Source organism: Streptomyces sp. GB4-14 (genome assembly GCF_022696125.1).
Lineage (GTDB): Bacteria > Actinomycetota > Actinomycetes > Streptomycetales > Streptomycetaceae > Streptomyces > Streptomyces werraensis.
The window spans coordinates 5,098,137-5,116,134 of the sequence record NZ_RZHO01000002.1 but is presented as its reverse complement, the minus strand read 5'-3'; the positions used below and the strand labels follow the sequence as shown (position 1 = coordinate 5,116,134).

General features: G+C 72.0%; 13 protein-coding genes. 1 reads left to right on the top strand and 12 read right to left on the bottom strand.

What is annotated here, in order from left to right; genetic code table 11:
• The first annotated feature begins 23 nt into the window (after positions 1–23).
• Entirely contained in the window at positions 24–2,306 is a 2,283-nt protein-coding gene (locus ELQ39_RS24560) for an ABC transporter permease (protein ID WP_242593984.1), read from the top strand.
• Positions 2,307–2,325: 19 nt separating this feature from the next.
• Here ELQ39_RS24560 and ELQ39_RS24555 read toward each other — a convergent pair whose 3' ends face one another.
• The 12 genes from ELQ39_RS24555 to uvrC all read right to left on the bottom strand — a co-directional run bounded on the left by ELQ39_RS24555 (position 2,326) and on the right by uvrC (position 17,777).
• On the bottom strand, positions 2,326–3,324 hold the full coding sequence (locus ELQ39_RS24555; RefSeq protein WP_242593983.1) for a hypothetical protein: 999 nt from the start codon (positions 3,322–3,324) through the stop codon (positions 2,326–2,328).
• A 91-nt stretch (positions 3,325–3,415) separates the two neighbouring features.
• On the bottom strand, positions 3,416–5,068 hold the full coding sequence (gene pgi / locus ELQ39_RS24550; protein WP_242593982.1) for a glucose-6-phosphate isomerase: 1,653 nt from the start codon (positions 5,066–5,068) through the stop codon (positions 3,416–3,418).
• A gap of 139 nt (positions 5,069–5,207) precedes the next feature.
• Positions 5,208–5,543, bottom strand: coding sequence for an RNA polymerase-binding protein RbpA (locus ELQ39_RS24545; RefSeq protein ID WP_078066843.1), 336 nt, complete (start codon positions 5,541–5,543; stop codon positions 5,208–5,210).
• Between the two features lie 212 nt (positions 5,544–5,755).
• The gene (gene secG / locus ELQ39_RS24540) at positions 5,756–5,992 is read right to left on the bottom strand and encodes a preprotein translocase subunit SecG (RefSeq protein ID WP_019525267.1); all 237 of its coding nucleotides are present in this window, start codon (positions 5,990–5,992) and stop codon (positions 5,756–5,758) included.
• 139 nt (positions 5,993–6,131) lie between these two features.
• Positions 6,132–6,908 (bottom strand): triose-phosphate isomerase, encoded by a 777-nt coding sequence (tpiA, locus tag ELQ39_RS24535; protein ID WP_048456943.1) that lies wholly within the window; start codon positions 6,906–6,908, stop codon positions 6,132–6,134.
• A gap of 6 nt (positions 6,909–6,914) precedes the next feature.
• On the bottom strand, positions 6,915–8,126 hold the full coding sequence (locus ELQ39_RS24530; RefSeq protein ID WP_242593981.1) for a phosphoglycerate kinase: 1,212 nt from the start codon (positions 8,124–8,126) through the stop codon (positions 6,915–6,917).
• 158 nt (positions 8,127–8,284) lie between these two features.
• The gene (gene gap, locus ELQ39_RS24525; RefSeq protein WP_189999998.1) at positions 8,285–9,292 is read right to left on the bottom strand and encodes a type I glyceraldehyde-3-phosphate dehydrogenase; all 1,008 of its coding nucleotides are present in this window, start codon (positions 9,290–9,292) and stop codon (positions 8,285–8,287) included.
• Positions 9,293–9,517: 225 nt separating this feature from the next.
• Positions 9,518–12,472 (bottom strand): M14 family zinc carboxypeptidase, encoded by a 2,955-nt coding sequence (locus ELQ39_RS24520; RefSeq protein ID WP_242593980.1) that lies wholly within the window; start codon positions 12,470–12,472, stop codon positions 9,518–9,520.
• 169 nt (positions 12,473–12,641) lie between these two features.
• The gene (gene whiA, locus ELQ39_RS24515) at positions 12,642–13,631 is read right to left on the bottom strand and encodes a DNA-binding protein WhiA (protein WP_006135276.1); all 990 of its coding nucleotides are present in this window, start codon (positions 13,629–13,631) and stop codon (positions 12,642–12,644) included.
• Positions 13,622–14,689: a gluconeogenesis factor YvcK family protein gene (locus ELQ39_RS24510; protein WP_093766739.1), complete on the bottom strand. Its 1,068-nt coding sequence runs from the start codon at positions 14,687–14,689 to the stop codon at positions 13,622–13,624. The genes whiA and ELQ39_RS24510 overlap by 10 nt, the downstream gene beginning before the upstream one ends.
• Positions 14,686–15,681 carry an RNase adapter RapZ gene (gene rapZ, locus ELQ39_RS24505; protein ID WP_190000000.1) on the bottom strand — a complete coding sequence of 332 codons (996 nt, stop codon included), beginning with the start codon at positions 15,679–15,681 and terminating at the stop codon, positions 14,686–14,688. The genes ELQ39_RS24510 and rapZ overlap by 4 nt, the downstream gene beginning before the upstream one ends.
• On the bottom strand, positions 15,678–17,777 hold the full coding sequence (gene uvrC, locus ELQ39_RS24500; protein WP_190000001.1) for an excinuclease ABC subunit UvrC: 2,100 nt from the start codon (positions 17,775–17,777) through the stop codon (positions 15,678–15,680). Before uvrC ends, rapZ begins: the two co-directional genes overlap by 4 nt.
• Between the last annotated feature and the right edge of the window lie 221 nt (positions 17,778–17,998).

The window sequence follows — 17,998 nt, the reverse complement described above, 5'->3', positions numbered from 1 at the left end:
CGACCCGCGAAGGGCTGAGGCCGGTGCGAGCGACTCTGCGCTGGGCGCACTTCGATCTGCGCACGCACCGTGGCGAGGCGCTGTTCCTGGTGCTCGCCACCGCGGGCATCGTGGTGTCCCTGCTGCTGGCCACGGCCCTGTTCGGGTACGCCACCAACCCCTGGCAGCGCGTCTTCACCCAGGCGCACGGCGCCCACGTCACCCTCCACACCACCGCCTCCGCCGACGCGGACAGGCTCACCGGCCTGGAGGGGGTGCGGTCGGTCGCCGGCCCCTACCCCACCTCCTCGCTCACCCTCGCCTCGCAGGGCGGCCGGGCCTTCGCCGAGGTGCGCGGCACCCGGGACCGGCCCGAGGTGGGCCGCCCGATCCTCACCTCCGGGCACTGGCTGGACCCGGCGACGCCCGACGGCGTGGTGCTGGAGAGCAACCTGGCCCGCGCCCTGCTCACCGCCCCCGGCGACACCCTCACCGTGCCCGGCACCGCGCGGCAGTTCACCGTGGTCGGCGTCGCCGACAGCGCCGAACCGCGGTTCCGGCCGGGCGAACGGGCGGGCCTGGTGTGGGCGCTGCCGTCGGCGGTGCCGGACCCGGACGGGCAGGTGATCGGGCTGCGGCTGGCCGACCCGGGCGACACCGGGTACGCCGTGCAGCGGGCGGTGACCGAGCTGGGCGCCGGGGCGATCGGCGAGGTGGCGACCTGGCAGCAGGCGCGCGCCGAGGCGCAGGGCGACAACCGGCTGCTGGGGCAGGTGCTGGGCCTGTTCGGGCTGGGCGCGCTGGTCGCCGCCGGATTCGCCGTGCACGGCGCGATCACCACCCGCATCCGGGGGCATCTGCGGGACATCTCCGTCCTCAAGGCGATCGGCTTCACCCCCGGCCAGGTGGTGCGCGTCTTCCTGATCCAGCACCTCGGCTACGCCCTGCTCGGCGCGGTGGCCGCCGCCGCGCTCACCGAGGCGCTCGGCGGTTCCGTCCCGGGGCGGCTCGGGGACGCGGTGGACGTGTGGCAGGGGCTGCCCGGGCACACGGCCGCGCTGTTCGTGGTGCCGGTGGGGGCGGTGCTGTTCATCGGCGCGACGACCGGGCTGGCCGCCTGGCGGGCGGGCCGGGTGCCGCCGGTGCCGGTGCCGCGTCCGGCGGCCGCTCCGGCGGGCCGGCTGAGCGGGGCGGCGCGCCGGGCGCTGGGCGCGCGGATGCCTCCGGCACTGGTGCTGGGCTGGCACAAGGCGTTCACCCGGAGGCCGCGGTCGCTGGGCGCGGTGGCCAGGCTGGCGCTGCCGCTGCTGCTGATCGTGGTGGCGCTGAGCGCGTGGACGACGATCGACCGCTTCCACAGCGCACCCGAGCGGATCGGGCTGCCGGCGGCGCTCAGCGTGCGCACGGACGCCTCGCTGGACGACGGGGAGGTGCGGGAGCTGCTGGAGAGCGACCCGCAGGTCGCCGCCGCCCACCCGGGCGTGGAGGTGGCCGCGCTGGTCCCCGGACAGACCGCGACGATCGCCCTGCGCGGGTACGGCACGCACGAGGACCCGTACCCGTTCGCGCTGGCGGAGGGCAGGCCGGCGCACGGTCCGGACGAGGCGGTGGCCGGACAGGGGCTGCTCGACCTGCTGCACGTCCGGGTGGGCGACTGGGTGCGGATGACCGTCGGGGACCGCCCGCAGATCCTGCACATCGTGGGCCGCAGCATCGAGCCGGAGAACGCGGGACGGGTCATCTCCACCTCCCTCGACACCCTCCGCGCCAACGACCCTGAGATGCGGCCCGGCCTCTACCAGATCCGTCTCGAACCCGGCGCGGACCCCGCTCAGGTGGCGGCCAGGCTCGCGGCGGAGGGCCGCGGCCATCTGGACGTGCACACCGTGGCCAACCCGGCGGACGGGCTGTCGCCGCTGCGCGCGGTGGTCCTGGGGCTGGTCGCGGTGCTGGCCCTGATCGGACTGGTGGAGCTGCTGACGGCGATCGGCGGCACCGTCCGCGAGGGCGAGCGCGACCTGCTGGCGCTGAAGGCCGTCGGCCTGTCGCCCCGGCAGATCACCGGGGTCACGGTCACCGCCACCGCCGGTACGGCCCTGGCGGCGGTGCTCCTCGCCACCGCGCTGGGTCTGCCGCTGGCGCACTGGCTGATCGACGCCCAGGGCAGGTCGAGCGGCCTCGGCGCGGGTATCGCCCGACTGCCCTCCCCCGCGCTGCTGGTGCTGCTGGGCACGGCAGCCGTCCTGGGCGCCGCCGCCCTGGCCGCCGTCCCGGCCGCCCGAGCGGCCCGCCGCCGCCTCGCGGACACCCTGAGCGCGGTGGCCTGAGCGGGCTGGGTCGCGGCCCTCACGGGCCGTACGGGGGCTGGGGGCTGTGCGGGGCGTAAGGGTTCCCGCCGGCTCCGGGGGCGTAGGGGTTGCCGCCGCCCTGACCGGGCACGAACCCGCTCCCGGGGTGCGGCTGCGGCGGGACGTAGGGGGAGCCGGGCGGAGGTCCGTACGGGTTCCCCTGGGGCGCGCCGAACGGGTTTCCCTGCGGCGGAAGGTGCGGGTGCCCCGACGGCGGGCCCGGGGGCATCGGAGGGACGGGGCCCGGGGCCGGCGGGTGACCGGCCGGGTGTGCGCCGAGCCGGATGCCGTAGCGCCGCCTGAGCCGGCCGGTCTCCAGCAGGGCGATGCCGGTGACGGTCACCGGGGCGCCGAGGATGAAGACGACTCCGAGCGTGAGACCGAGTCCGTGCAGATCGCCGGTGACCAGGTCGGGGACCGCCACTAGCCAGCTGGTGACCGTGGCGAGCAGCGCGGGAAGACAGCGGTGCACGGCGCCGGTGCCGAAGAAGTTGCCGGTCACCCGGAAGGCTCCCCGGGCGACGAAGCCGAGCATCCACATCATCGTCATGCCCGCCCCGATGACGACGAGGGGGTTGTGGGTGGCGTTGACGGTCTGCACGAGCAGCACCAGGGCGACGACGGAACCGATGAACAGCAGGAGCAGCGCCAGGGAGTCGAGAAGCGGTCTTCTCAACTGCCGCAGCGAGCCGGTGCGCCGCCAGACGAGGAGCATCACGCCGACCGTGAAGGGCGTGAGGATCAGCAGCACCGCCGAGGCGGTCAGGGCGTTCTCCAGCAGCTCCGTGACGTCGAACCCGCCGGCCAGCACGGTGTAGACGCCGATGGAGGCCACCGCTCCGGCGACGACCCGGATGCGCTTGAGCCTGTCGACGGCCGGGTCCAGCGACGGCGGGATCCACGCCGGGTGGAACACCGCGTCCGCCACCTTGTGCGGCTTCAGGATGTCGCGTGCCGTGAGTGTGCCGCCGGTCCACCGGCCGGGCGTGCGTGCCACTTCGTGTTCCCCCGAGTGCTCGCCGTGATCATCGACCCGGGGATTGTACGGGAGCGGACGGCGCGCAGCCGTCCGCTCCCCTGGCGGAGCGTCAGCCGCGTCCGCGCAGCTCCCGGTAGGCGGCGACCAGGGCCTTCGTCGAGGGGTCGAGGCCGGGGACGTCGGCGCCCTCGGTGAGGGCGGGCTCGACGCGCTTGGCGAGGACCTTGCCGAGTTCGACGCCCCACTGGTCGAAGGAGTCGATGTTCCAGATCGCGCCCTGCACGAACACCTTGTGCTCGTAGAGGGCGACCAGCTGGCCGAGCACGGACGGGGTGAGCGCCCGGGCGACGATCGTGGTGGTGGGGTGGTTGCCCTGGAAGGTCTTGTGCGGGACCAGTTCCTCGGGCACGCCCTCGGCGCGCACCTCGTCCGGCGTCTTGCCGAAGGCCAGCGCCTGCGTCTGGGCGAAGAAGTTGGCCATCAGCAGGTCGTGCTGGGCGGCCAGCCGGTCGCTCAGCTCCTCCACGGGCTCGGCGAAGCCGATGAAGTCCGCGGGGATGAGCTTGGTGCCCTGGTGGATCAACTGGTAGTAGGCGTGCTGCCCGTTGGTGCCCGGGGTGCCCCACACCACGGGTCCGGTCTGCCAGTCGACCTCGCGTCCGTCCCGGCCGACGTACTTGCCGTTGGACTCCATGTCGAGCTGCTGGAGGTAGGCGGTGAACTTCGACAGGTAGTGCGAGTACGGCAGCACCGCGTGCGACTGCGCGTCGTGGAAGTTGTTGTACCAGACCCCCAACAGACCCAACAGCAGAGGCGCGTTGGCCTCCGGCGGGGCGGTGCGGAAGTGGTCGTCGACGATGCGGAAGCCGTCCAGCATCTCCCGGAACCGGTCCGGCCCGATCGCGATCATCAGCGACAGCCCGATCGCCGAGTCGTAGGAGTACCGCCCGCCGACCCAGTCCCAGAACTCGAACATGTTCGCCGTGTCGATCCCGAAGGCCGACACCTTCTCCGCGTTGGTCGACAGGGCGACGAAGTGCCGCGCCACCGCCTTCTCGTCGCCGAGCGCGTCGAGCAGCCAGGCGCGGGCGGACGTGGCGTTGGTGACCGTCTCGATCGTGGTGAACGTCTTCGACGCCACGATGAACAGCGTCTCCGCCGGGTCCAGGTCGCGGATCGCCTCGTGCAGGTCCGCGCCGTCGACGTTGGAGACGAACCGGAACGTCAGGTCCCGCGCGGTGTAGGCGCGCAGCGCCTCGTAGGCCATCGCCGGGCCCAGGTCGGAGCCGCCGATGCCGATGTTGACGACGTTGCGGATCCGCCGGCCCGTGTGACCCGTCCACTCGCCCGAGCGGACCCGGCCGGCGAAGTCGGCCATCCGGTCCAGGACCGCGTGCACGGCAGGGACGACGTTCTCCCCGTCGACCTCGATCACCGCGTCCCTCGGCGCCCGCAGCGCGGTGTGCAGCACCGCGCGGTCCTCGGTGGTGTTGATCCGCTCCCCGCGGAACATCGCGTCCCGCAGCCCGAACACGTCCGTGGCCGCGGCCAGTTCCCGCAGCAGCCGCAGCGTCTCGTCGGTGACCAGATGCTTGGAGTAGTCGACGTACAGGTCACCGACCCGGAGGGTGTAGCCGGTGCCGCGGTCCGGGTCGGCCTCGAACAGCTCGCGCAGCCGCACCTCGCCGAGCTCCTCACGGTGCTTGGCCAGTGCGGTCCACTCGGGCGTCTGGTTGAGCCTGCTACGGCCGTCTGCGTTCATCTCGGACTTCAGCCTTCTTCCTTGGATGTCCCCGCTGTGCCGACTGGTCCCAACCTAATTGATCAGTCGTGAGGAGGACGGAAGAGTCCGGAGCGAACCGGCCCTGCGGCAGGCGGACGAGCCCGGCGCCTGCCGGGTGTCAGATCTCGCCCCGCAGCTTGGCGAGCGCCTCGGCGAGGATCGCCTCGCCGTCCGCGTCGCTGCGCCGCTCGCGTACATAGGCGAGGTGCGTCTTGTAGGGCTCGGTGCGCGGCGGGTCCGGGGGGTTGTCACGGTCCTGCCCGGCCGGGAAGCCGCAGCGTGGGCAGTCCCAGGTGTCGGGCACCTGCGCGTCGCTCGCGAAGCTCGGCTGTGTCTCGTGCCCGTTGGAGCACCAGAAGGAGACGCGCAGCCGCGGCGCGGACTCGCCGCGCTCGGCCTCGCCCATCGGCCCCGCCCCGACCCGGCTCCCCCGGATCGCGTTGCCACTTGCCACGGTCGTAACTCCCTGCGTAATGGTGCCGCGAAGCGAGTCGGCGTACCGCTTCGCTGCGAGCGCCTCAGTCTACGTAAGGCCCAACGCGCGTCCAGTGATAGGAGTTACCTGTCTCCGCATCCAGACGCAAGCCCCATGATAGGCCGCGCTCAGCTGCGCGTACCGAACATGGGGCGTTACGTGGGGAATGCGGGCGGATCGCGCCGCGCGGGTCAGTTGTTCATCTTCATCGTGATGCCGAGCACCACGATGCACGCGAACCAGAGCAGACCGATCACGACCGTGATCCGGTCGAGGTTGCGCTCGGCGACCGAGGAGCCGCCGACGGACGACTGCATGCCACCACCGAACATGTCGGAGAGGCCGCCGCCCTTCCCCTTGTGCATCAGCACCAGCAGCATCAGCAGCAGGCTGAAGACGATCAGGGCGATGGAGAACCCCAGAACCACGGCTGGACCAACTTCCTCGGAAACGGATGGACGACACGGGGTCCAGCTCGGGACTGGACCCCGCAAGAGTACGACGGATCGGCCCTGTGGCCTACTCCCGTCCCCGGGGTGCGCCCGCGGGCGGACGCACCCCGGCCGCTCACTGGTCGCGGAAGCGGATGATCTTGACGAACTCGTCGGCGTCCAGCGAGGCGCCGCCGACCAGGGCACCGTCGATGTCGGCCTGCGCCATGATCTCCGCGACGTTGCCGGACTTCACGGAGCCGCCGTACTGGATCCGGACCTTGTCGGCCAGCTCCTGGGAGTACAGCTCGGCGAGCTTGCCGCGGACGGCCGCGCAGACCTCCTGGGCGTCCTCGGCGCCGCAGACCTTGCCGGTGCCGATGGCCCACACGGGCTCGTAGGCGATCACGACGGACTCGGCCTGCTCGGCCGGGACGTCCTTCAGACCGCCCTCGACCTGGGCGAGGGTGTGGGAGACGTGGTTGCCCGCCTCGCGGACCTCCAGCTCCTCGCCGACGCACAGGATCGGGGTGATGCCGTGCTTGAAGGCGGCCTTCACCTTGGCGTTGACGACCTCGTCGGTCTCGGCGTGGTACTGGCGGCGCTCGGAGTGGCCGACCGCCACGTAGGTGCACTTCAGCTTGGCCAGCATGGGGCCGGAGATCTCGCCGGTGTAGGCGCCGCCGTCATGGGCCGAGATGTCCTGGGCGCCGTACTTGATCTTCAGCTTGTCGCCGTCGACCAGGGTCTGCACGGAGCGCAGGTCGGTGAACGGCGGCAGGACGGCGACCTCGACGGCCTCGTAGTCCTTGTCGGCCAGGGCGAAGGCGAGCTTCTGGACGTGGGCGATGGCCTCGAGGTGGTTGAGGTTCATCTTCCAGTTGCCCGCCATCAGCGGCGTACGGGTGGTCATTGAGGGTCAGTCCTCCAGTGCTGCGAGGCCGGGGAGCGTCTTGCCCTCGAGGTACTCGAGGGAGGCGCCTCCGCCGGTCGAGATGTGGCCGAATGCCTGCTCGTCGAAGCCCAGGGTACGGACCGCGGCGGCGGAGTCCCCGCCGCCGACCACGGTGAAGCCCGGGGAGTCGAGAAGGGCCTGGGCGACCGCCTTGGTGCCCTCGGCGTAGTCGGGGTGCTCGAAGACGCCCATGGGGCCGTTCCAGAAGACGGTGGCGGCGTCGGCGAGCTTCGAGGCGTAGAGCTTGCGGGTCTCCGGGCCGATGTCCAGGCCCATCTTCCCGGCCGGCATGGCGTCCGCGGCGACGGTCTCGGGGTTGCCCGGCGCCTTGGCCTTCATGTCGGGGAACTCTCCGGCGACCAGGGTGTCGACCGGCAGCACCAGCTCGACGCCGCTCTTCTCGGCGCGCTCCAGGTACTCCTGGACGGCCGGGATCTGGTCCTCCTGGAGCAGGGACGAGCCGACCTCGTACCCCTTGGCCTTGAGGAAGGTGTACGCCATGCCGCCGCCGATGAGGATGCGGTCGGCCTTGCCGAGCAGCTGGTCGATGACGGCCAGCTTGTCGGAGACCTTGGCCCCGCCGAGGGCGACCACGTAGGGCCGCCTGACGTCGTCGGTGAGCTTCTTCAGCACGCCGACCTCGGTGGCGATGAGGTACCCGGCGTAGTGCGGCAGGCGGGCCGGGAGGTCGAAGACCGAGGCGTGCCTCCGGTGCACCGCGCCGAAGCCGTCGCCGACGTAGACGTCGGCGAGGGCGGCCAGCTGGTCGGCGAAGGCGCCGCGCTCGGCGTCGTCCTTGGACGTCTCACCCGCGTTGAAGCGCAGGTTCTCGACGACGGCGACCTGGCCGTCGGCGAGGCCGGCGACGGTCGAGGAGGCGGACTCGCCGACCGTGTCGGTGGCGAACGCGACGTCGGCGCCGAGGAGTTCACCGAGGCGCGCGGCGGCGGGGGCGAGCGAGAAGGCGGGGTCCGGGGCGCCCTTGGGGCGGCCCAGGTGCGAGGCGACGACCACCCGGGCGCCCGCGTCGGCGAGCGCCTTGACGGTGGGCACCACGGCGCGGATGCGGCCGTCGTCGGTGATGGCGGTGCCGTCCAGCGGCACGTTGAGGTCGGCGCGGACGAAGACCCGCTTGCCCGCGACCCCTTCGGAGAGGAGTTCGTCGATCGTCTTCATGGGGGCTCCCTGCTAGAGCAACGTGTTCAGCGACCTGTTCGCTCGTGATCGCTCGTGATCGAAAGAGGGCGACCGTTCCGATACGTGCGTCAGGGCCCGGACGGCGCGTCGCCGCGCCTTCCGAGCCCTGCACTCATATCAGGCCGTCCGCTCCACGATCAGAGCTGGTTGCCGATGAAGACCGTCAGGTCGACGAGGCGGTTGCTGTAGCCCCACTCGTTGTCGTACCAGCCGATGACCTTCACGCTCTTGCCGTCCTGGACCATGGTCAGGGACGAGTCGAAGGTGCAGGACGCCGGGGCGTTGACGATGTCGGAGGAGACGATCGCGTCCTCCGTGTACTCCAGGTAGCCCTTCAGCTCGCCCTCGGCGGCCTTCTGGAAGGCGGCGTTGACCTCTTCCTTGGTGACCTCGCGGGAGAGCTCGACCACCAGGTCCGTGACGGAGCCGGTGGGGACCGGGACGCGCATGGCGATGCCGTCCAGCTTGCCCTTGAGCTGCGGCAGCACCAGGGCGGTGGCCTTCGCGGCGCCCGTAGTGGTCGGGATGATGTTCTCGGCGGCGGCACGGGCGCGGCGCAGGTCCTTGTGCGGGAAGTCCAGGATGCGCTGGTCGTTCGTGTACGCGTGCACCGTCGTCATCAGGCCCTTGACGATGCCGAAGTTCTCGTCGAGGACCTTCGCCATCGGCGCCACACAGTTGGTGGTGCAGGAGGCGTTGGAGATGACGTGGTGGTTCGCCGCGTCGTACTGCTCGTGGTTCACGCCCATGACGAGCGTGATGTCCTCGCCCTTCGCCGGGGCGGAGATGATGACCTTCTTCGCGCCGCCGGTGATGTGCTTCTCGGCGTCTTCCTTCTTGGTGAAGATGCCGGTCGACTCGATGACGATGTCGACACCCAGCTCGCCCCACGGGATGTCGGCGGGGTTGCGCTCGGAGAGCACCTTGATCGTCTTGTCACCGACGGTGATGGTGTCCTCGGTGTGCGAGACCTCCTGCTTGAGACGGCCCAGGATGGTGTCGTACTTCAGCAGGTGCGCGGTGGTCGCCGTGTCGCCCAGGTCGTTGACGGCCACGATCTCGATGTCGGCGCCCTGCTCCAGCAGTGCGCGGAAGTAGTTCCGACCGATGCGGCCAAACCCGTTGATGCCTACGCGGATCGTCACGAACCGATCTCCTCGTTGGTACGCCGGCTCTGACGCCGGCGAGCTGTATTTGGGATGTCCCCGACCACTGCCGACCCTACCTCTCCGGGGCCCCGGCCGTGACATCGAGTTGTCCCATACCCGGCAGGGCGGTCCGTACCCGCCAGTAGGGTACGGACCGCACCAGGGCGACGGTCTTCGGTCACCCTTTTCCGCCGTCCTTGACCGGTTCCGCCGGCGCCTTCGTCACCCGCGGACGGCAGCCAGCGCCTTTCTCAGCAGTGCCGCCCGGTCGGCCGCCGAGGTGAGGTGCTCCAGGCCGAAGGCCAGCAGCACGGTGTCCTCGGTCGTGACCGCCGCGTACGTCCGGAACAGCTCACCGGTGCGGGTCCAGTCCTTCAGCGCGGCCGGGCTGCCCGGAGGCGGCCCGGAGGGTCGCCAGGCGCCCAGGGACTCCTCGAAGCCCTCAGTCTCGGTGACGGTCCCGCCCGTGACCAGGGAGGCCTCGTCGGCGAGGACGCCCCGGCCGCCGCTGCCCGGGTCGGTGACGTAGGCGACCGACACCTCGGCCGTCCGGCCCGCGTAGGCGCTCAGGTCGAACTCCACCTGCTGCCAGCCGCCGGAGGACCCGGTGAGGGCGTTCCACGCGCCGGTGGTGCCGGTGGCGGTGCAGCCGTCGTCACCGAGCGTCAGGTAGTGCTCCAGCCAGGGGTGCCCGGCGATGTAGAACCCGGCCGCGCACTCGGCGGGCACGGTGGTGCGGGTGGCGCCTCCCGCCTCGGGCAGCGTCGTCCAGTCCTCGCCGCCGGCCGTGCGCGCCTCGACGATCACGTTGTCGTACCCCGGCTCTGTGTCCCACAGCAGGCGGGTGCGCAGCGTGGGCCGCTCGGCGGCGGTGACACCGGTGAGGTCGACGGTGCGGGTGAGACGCTTGTAGCCGTCGTCGGTGTGCACGGCGGCCGCCATGTACGAGCCCGCGTACGGCCCGTACGGGTTGACCGTGCCGGCGAACGACCCGGCGCCGGCGCTCGCGAACTGCGGGTACGCGGCGGGCGGCAGTTCGTCGGAGGTGAGGGCGAAGCTGCCGGGCCGGTCGAGCGGGTTCCCGGGCGCGTCGCCGAGCGGTCCGCCGGTGCCGGCGAGGCGTCCGGCGCCCGTGAACGCGGTGGCCCCGGAGGTGGCGGTGCGGGAGTAGGCGCCCAGGTAGTACTGGCTGAAGTCGTCGGACAGGACGCCGTCGCCGAGGTCGACGCTGCCGCCGGCCTGCTCGCCCGCCTCGATCAGCCGGCCGCCCTCGTTGAGGTAGGCCCGCAGCTGGAGCTGGGTGGTGACGCCCGGGACGGCCGCCCCGGTGTGGTGGACGACGGTGCGGAAATGGCTCAGCACGCCGAGCGCGTCGGGCGTGCCCTTCTCGGCCACGTCCCAGACGACGGCGTTCCGTCCGTTCGCCCGCAGCGCGTCGAGGTACGCCTTGGTGGCCGTGGCCTTCGCGCCCTCCTCGGACACGACGAGGACGTCCGCGCGGGGCCGCTCGGCCACGGTGTAGGTGAAGGGCTTGCCGGTCACCTTCTTGCCGCCGCGGGCCTTGCCGGTGAACCACACCTCGACCCGGTCGCCGGGTCCGGCGTGCCGGACCTTCGCGCGGTACTCGTCGAAGTAGAGGTCGTCCTCACCGCCGTAGCGCTCGCCGCCGCGCCAGGCCCTGAGGTCCGCGGCGTGCGTGCGGCCGCCGTTCACCCGGTACCGCATTTCCTTGTCGCGCACCGACTTGCGGGCCACGACGGCGACCTCTTGAGCCTCACCGCGCGCGTAGGACGTCGTGAAGGCCGCCGGGGTGAAGTCCGCGGCCTCCAGGCCGACCGCGGAGGACGGCCGGTCGGGATGCGCGGCGGACTCGGCGACGGACAGCGCGAACGGGACGTTCTTGGCGAACTCCTGCTGGATCAGCTTCTCGTCGTCCGGGAAGGTGAAGATCGAACGGCAGTCGCCGGGCTCCCAGGCGTCGTCGGGGTCGTACGCGGAGGCCGTCTGGCAGGTCGACATCTCCGGGGTGAACATCGCCATGCCGTTGACGTTGGCCGCGTGACCGTCGGCCTCGCCGTTGGTGGTGTACAGCTCGGAGGAGAGCTGCGGGTGGTAGCCGGGGATCGCCGAGTTGTCCGGCGTGCCCGCGAGTGCCTTGTACAGCACGTCGTCGGGGGTGGGTGTGGCCACCTGCCAGCCGACCCCGTAGAGGAGCAGCTCGGCGGCGGAGTGGTAGTTGATGCCGTAGGTGAAGCCGATGCGCTTCTGGAAGGCGTCGATCGCCTTGGTCTCGGGCTCGGAGCCCGGGGAGGCGCCCCGGTAGGTCTGGCTGGACGGGCTGGGTGAGGAGCCCTCGTCGTCGTAGCCCCACTTGTAGGGGAAGTTCCGGTTGAGGTCGACGCCGTCGCCCGAGCCGATCTCCCCGTCGCCGTTGACGTCCCGCAGGTTCTTGCGCCACAGGCGGTTGGCGTCGTCGGCGAACGTGTGGTCGTAGCCGTCGGGGTTGGCGGAGAGGACGAACCACAGCTCGGTGGTGTCGACGATCCTCTTGATCCGCTTGTCGGTGCGGTAGCGGTCCAGGTAGTGGTGCATCAGCCGGCGGGTCATCTCCGGCGTGATCCACTCACGGGCGTGCTGGTTGGCCATGTAGAGGACGGCCGGCTTGGAGCCGTCCTTCGTCGTGCGTGCCTGCTTGGTGAGTTTCAGGGCGAGGATGTCCTTGCCCTGGATCGTCTTGCCGATGGAGACGACCTTGGTGAGGGAGGGGTTCTCCTGCGCGGTGCGCAGGATCTCCTCCTTGAGGCCGCCCTTGCCGCTGTACGGCCGGAACACGCCCTCGGCCGCGTCCGCCACGCGCTTCTCGGCCCGGGCGGGAAGCGTGTGCTCGGTGAGGTCGACGCCCTGTTCCTCCAGCTTCCGGGCCTGTCCGCCGGTGAGGTACACCTCGACGGCGGCCGTGCCCCGTTCGGGCACCCGCTCGCCGAGTTCGTGGCCGTCCTGCCCCGCCGCCAGCAGCAGGGGTACCTGCTGCCGTGTGACGTCGGCGCGGTAGACCTTGACCTCGCCGGGGTCACCGGGCGAGGGCGGTGCGGGTTGTGCCTGGGCGACAGGTGCGAAGCCGGCTCCGCCGAGCAGGAGCGTGCCGACAGCGAGGATCGATCTCGCTCTTCGTCTCATGAGCCCCCCTGAAAGAGGTCCGCCACGGCGGCGAACAGATGCCAGGCTCATGACACAACATGATCGAGTCAAGGGCGCCGCCACGACACACGGAACCGGCGCCGGTCACCCAAGTGGGCGGCGGCGCCGGTGCTCTGACCGGACGTCAGAAAGAGATCACTCGTCCGGGTCAGACGCCGATCTTGTCGTCCAGTTCCTCGCTGAGGTTGGCCTCCGTGCCGGGGATGCCGAGGTCCTGGGCGCGCTTGTCGGCCATGGCCAGCAGCCGGCGGATGCGTCCGGCCACCGCGTCCTTGGTGAGCGGCGGGTCGGCGAGCGCGCCCAGCTCCTCCAGGGAGGCCTGCTTGTGCTCCATGCGCAGCCGGCCGGCCGCGGCGAGGTGCTCGGGCACGTCGTCGCCGAGGATCTCCAGCGCGCGCTGCACCCGGGCGCCGGCCGCGACGGCGGCGCGGGCGCTGCGGCGCAGGTTGGCGTCGTCGAAGTTGGCCAGCCGGTTCGCCGTGGCCCGCACCTCGCGGCGCATGCGGCGCTCCTCCCAGGCCAGCACCGACTCGTGCGCGCCCAGCCGGGTGAGCAGCGCGCCGATCGCGTCGCCGTCCCGGACGACCACCCGGTCCACGCCGCGCACCTCGCGCGCCTTGGCGGCGATGTGCAGCCGGCGGGCGGCGCCGACCAGGGCGAGCGCGGCCTCGGGACCGGGGCAGGTCACCTCCAGGGAGGAGGAACGGCCGGGCTCGGTGAGGGAGCCGTGCGCGAGGAAGGCGCCCCGCCAGGCGGCCTCGGCGTCGCAGGTGGCCCCCGAGACCACCTGCGGGGGCAGGCCGCGGATCGGGCGGCCCCGGCCGTCCACCAGACCGGTCTGGCGGGCGAGCTGGTCACCGCCCGCGACCACGCGCACCACGTAGCGCGAGCCGCGGCGCAGTCCGCCCGGCGCCATCACGATCAGCTCGGAGCTGTGGCCGAAGATCTCCAGGATGTCCCGCTTGAGCCGCCGGGCAGCCATGGCGGTGTCCAGCTCCGCCTCGATCACGATGCGCCCGCTGACCAGGTGGAGGCCGCCGGCGAACCGCAGAATGGCGGAGACCTCCGCCTTCCTGCAGCAGGTACGGGTGACGGGGAGCCGGCTGATCTCGTCCTTCACCGCTGCCGTCATCGCCATGGGCCGATCCTTCCATGCATCCGAAAAATACGGTCGTACGCGGCGGCCAACAGCTCCGGGTCGTGCCGGGGGCTTCCGTCGGGCCGGGCCACGGGGGCCAGCTCGACCGCGGCGCCGAACCGCTTGGCGGCATCGGTCAGCAAGTCGCGGTCGGGCACGGCGGCCTCGTCGGCCAGCACCACGTCCAGGGCGAGTTTAGGGGCGTGTCGCCCCAAAACCTCCAAATGACGCTGCGGGGAGAAGCCCTCGGTTTCTCCGGGCTGCGGGGCGAGGTTCAGCGAGAGGACCCGCCGGGCCTTCGTCTCGACGAGGGCGTCCAGCAGCTCGGGGACCAGCAGATGCGGGATCACCGAGGAGAACCAGGAGCCGGGTCCGAGCACCACCCAGTCGGCGTCCAGCACCGCCGCGACCGCCTCCGGAACGGCCGGCGGGTCGTTCGGCACGAGGTGCACCGACTGCACCTCACCCGGGGTGAGCGCGACGGTGGCCTGACCGCGCACGGTGTCGATGTCGTCGGGACGCTCAGGGTCGTGCCCCTTGACCAGCGCCTGGAGCTCCAGCGGCACGGCGGACATGGGCAGCACCCGGCCGTGCGCGCCGAGCAGCCGCCCCACCAGGTCCAGCGCCTTGACGTGGTCGCCGAGCTGCTCCCACAGCGCGACGATCAGCAGATTGCCGACCGCGTGCTCGTGCAGGTCGCCCTTGGACTGGAAGCGGTGCTGGATGACGCGCGCCCAGGTCTGGCCCCAGTCGTCGTCCCCGCACAGCGCCGCCAGCGCCTTGCGCAGGTCACCCGGGGGCAGCACGCCCAGTTCGTCGCGCAGCCGGCCGCTGGAGCCGCCGTCGTCGGCGACGGTGACCACGGCCGTGAGGTCGCCGGTGATCCGGCGCAGGGCGGCGAGCGAGGCGGACAGGCCCATGCCGCCGCCCAGGGCGACGACCTTGGGCTGGGCGCCCCTGCGGCGCGGGCGCGCGCCGCGCGTCTCGGCCGGCCGGCCGGCACGGCCCTCGGGGACCGCCCGGCGCAGCCGGCTCAGCCGCGGAGTACGTCGTGTCATTCCCGTCCCATGTCCCGGTGGACGACCACCGTCTCCACGCCCTCCGCGGCGAGCCGGGCGGCGAGCTTCTCCGACATGGCGACCGAGCGGTGCTTGCCGCCCGTGCAGCCGACCGCGATGGTCACGTAGCGCTTGCCCTCACGACGGTAGCCCGCGGCGACCAGGCGCAGCAGCTCGGCGTACCGGTCGAGGAACTCCTTGGCGCCGGGCTGGTTGAAGACGTACGACGCCACCTCGTCGTTGAGGCCGGTGTAGGGGCGCAGCTCCGGGATCCAGTGCGGGTTGGGCAGGAACCGCATGTCCACGACCAGGTCGGCGTCGACCGGGAGGCCGTACTTGAAGCCGAAGGACATCACGGTGGCCCGCAGCTCGGGCTCCTCCTCGCCGGCGAACTGCGCGTGCATCTTCGCGCGCAGCTCGTGCACGTTGAGCCCGGAGGTGTCGATCACCAGGTCGGCGTCACCGCGCAGCTCGCGCAGCAGCTCCCGCTCGGCGGCGATGCCGTCGACGATCCGGCCGTCGCCCTGGAGGGGGTGCGGGCGGCGCACCGACTCGAAGCGGCGCACCAGGGCCTCGTCGGAGGACTCCAGGAAGACCGTGCGACGGGTGACCCCGCGCGCGTCGAGGTCGGCGAGGGACTCGCGCAGATTGTCGAAGAAGCGCCGGCCGCGGACGTCGACGACGACCGCGATCCGCGCCACGTTGCCCTGGGAGCGCGCGCCCAGCTCCACCATGGTGGGGATCAGCGCGGGCGGCAGGTTGTCGACGACGAACCAGCCGAGGTCCTCCAGACACTTCGCGGCCGTCGACCGGCCCGCCCCGGACATCCCGGAAATGATCACCAGCTCGGGGATGCCCGCCTCGGGCACCCCGCCGTTGTCCTTGCCCGTCTTCACCTGTGCTCCGTTGTCCTGCCGGACGCCGGCGCGGGCCGTGGCCCCGCCCGCCTGCTGTGCGGCCCGGTCCCCGGGCCCCGTCTCGTGCTCGGTCATCGCTCCTGCCCCCGTCGTTCGTCCGGGGCGCCCGTGGACACGGGCTCCCCCGGAGAACCCGTCTGCTGCCCGGGTTCTTCCGTGTCATCCATGATCTCGCCCGTCGCCGTGTTCACGGCGGGACCGCCGGGCACGGCCTGGGCGAGAGCCGCGACGATCGTCTCGGCCGTCTTACGGCCTATGCCCGGAACGTCACAGATCTGCTCGATTGTCGCCGACCGCAGCCGCTTCAACGAACCGAAGTGCTTGATCAGCGCCTGCTTCCGGGTCTCGCCGAGACCGGGGACGTCGTCCAAGGGGCTGGAACGGAAGCGCTTGGCCCGCTTGGCGCGCTGATAGGTGATCGCGAAGCGGTGCGCCTCGTCCCGGATCCGCTGCAGCAGGTACAGGCCCTCACTCGTACGGGGCAGCACCACCGGGTCGTCGTCGCCGGGCAGCCACACCTCCTCCAGCCGCTTGGCGAGGCCGCACACCGCGATGTCGTCGATGCCCAGCTCGTCCAGCGCCCGCTGGGCCGCCGCGACCTGCGGCGCGCCGCCGTCCACCACGACCAGCTGCGGCGGGTACGCGAACCGCTTGGGGCGGCCGTCGTCCTCGGTGAGGGTGTTCGCGGGCGGCTCGGCGAGCCCTGCGGCGGCGGTCTCCGGGTCCGCCGCGGCGCCGGGCTCGTCACCGTCGGTCCACTCCCCCGTGCGCTCCTTCTCCGCCAGGTAGCGGCGGAAGCGGCGGGTGATCACCTCGTGCATGGAGCGGACGTCGTCCTGGCCGGCGAAGCCCTTGATCTGGAAGCGGCGGTACTCGCTCTTGCGGGCCAGCCCGTCCTCGAAGACGACCATGGAGGCCACCACGTCGTCGCCCTGGAGGTGCGAGATGTCGTAGCACTCGATCCGCAGCGGGGCGCTGTCCAGGCCCAGGGCGTCGCTGATCTCCTCCAGCGCGCGCGAGCGCGTGGTGAGGTCGGAGGCGCGCTTGGTCTTGTGCAGCACGAGCGCCTGCTGCGCGTTCCGCTGGACCGTCTCCATCAGCGCCTTCTTGTCGCCGCGCTGCGGGACGCGCAGGGAGACGTTCGAACCGCGCCGGCCGGTCAGCCACTCCTGCACCGGCTCCACCGGGTCCGGCAGGGCGGGGACCAGCACCTCGCGCGGCACGGCGTCGCCGGTCTCCTCGCCGTAGAGCTGCTGCAGGGCGTGCTCGACCAGGGCGCCGGTGGTGATCTCCTCGACCTTGTCCGTGACCCAGCCGCGCTGGCCGCGCACGCGCCCGCCGCGCACGTGGAAGATCTGGACGGCCGCCTCCAGCTCGTCCTCGGCGACCGCGATCAGGTCCGCGTCGGTGGCGTCCGCCAGCACCACCGCGTTCTTCTCCATGGCCTTCTTCAGCGCGCCGATGTCGTCGCGCAGGCGCGCGGCCCGCTCGTACTCCATCTCCTCGGCCGCCTCCGCCATCTGCCTCTCCAGACGGCGCAGATAGGTGCCGGTGCGGCCGGCCATGAAGTCGCAGAACTCCTCGGCCAGCTCCCGGTGGTCCTCGGCGGAGATCCGCTCCACGCAGGGCGCCGAGCACTTGCCGATGTAGCCGAGCAGGCAGGGGCGGCCGGTACGGGCGGCGTTCTTGAACACGCCCGCGGAGCACGTGCGCACCGGGAAGACGCGCAGCATCAGGTCCACGGTGTCGCGGATCGCCCACGCGTGCGCGTAGGGGCCGAAGTACCGCACGCCCTTCTTCTTGTGACCGCGCATCACCTGCACGCGCGGGTACTCCTCGTTCATCGTCACCGCGAGGTACGGGTAGCTCTTGTCGTCGCGGTACTTGACGTTGAACCGGGGGTCGAACTCCTTGATCCAGGAGTACTCCAGCTGCAGCGCCTCGACCTCGGTCGAGACCACCGTCCATTCCACGGACGCGGCCGTGGTCACCATCGACCGGGTGCGCGGGTGCAGCCCGGCGAGGTCCTGGAAGTAGTTCGCCAGGCGCTGGCGCAGACTCTTCGCCTTCCCGACGTAGATCACCCGGCGGTGCTCGTCACGGAACCGGTAGACCCCCGGCGAATCGGGGATCTCACCCGGTCTGGGGCGGTAGCTGGAGGGGTCGGCCATGCAACACACCCTACTGGCGGACACCGACAGCACGGCGGTGCCGGGGGCGGGGCTGTGGACGGCGGGGCGGGGGTCGGCGGTGGAGGTCGGAGCCGAGGGTCGGGGCCGGCTTCGGAGGCTGTGTGAGGGGGTGGCTGTGGACGGGCGTGGGAGGGGGTCGCCTCGGGGTCCGGGAGGCGGGTCCGCGGGACTCGGGCGGCGGGTCCGTGGGGTGGCCCGGG

Coding starts and splice junctions, on each gene's coding strand:
- pgi (WP_242593982.1), bottom strand. CDS start 5,068: ATGAACGCAGACGGCCGTAGCAGGCTCAACCAGACGCCCGAGTGGACC.
- tpiA (WP_048456943.1), bottom strand. CDS start 6,908: ATGACCACCCGTACGCCGCTGATGGCGGGCAACTGGAAGATGAACCTC.
- ELQ39_RS24530 (WP_242593981.1), bottom strand. CDS start 8,126: ATGAAGACGATCGACGAACTCCTCTCCGAAGGGGTCGCGGGCAAGCGG.
- ELQ39_RS24520 (WP_242593980.1), bottom strand. CDS start 12,472: ATGAGACGAAGAGCGAGATCGATCCTCGCTGTCGGCACGCTCCTGCTC.
- whiA (WP_006135276.1), bottom strand. CDS start 13,631: ATGGCGATGACGGCAGCGGTGAAGGACGAGATCAGCCGGCTCCCCGTC.
- ELQ39_RS24510 (WP_093766739.1), bottom strand. CDS start 14,689: ATGACACGACGTACTCCGCGGCTGAGCCGGCTGCGCCGGGCGGTCCCC.
- rapZ (WP_190000000.1), bottom strand. CDS start 15,681: ATGACCGAGCACGAGACGGGGCCCGGGGACCGGGCCGCACAGCAGGCG.
- uvrC (WP_190000001.1), bottom strand. CDS start 17,777: ATGGCCGACCCCTCCAGCTACCGCCCCAGACCGGGTGAGATCCCCGAT.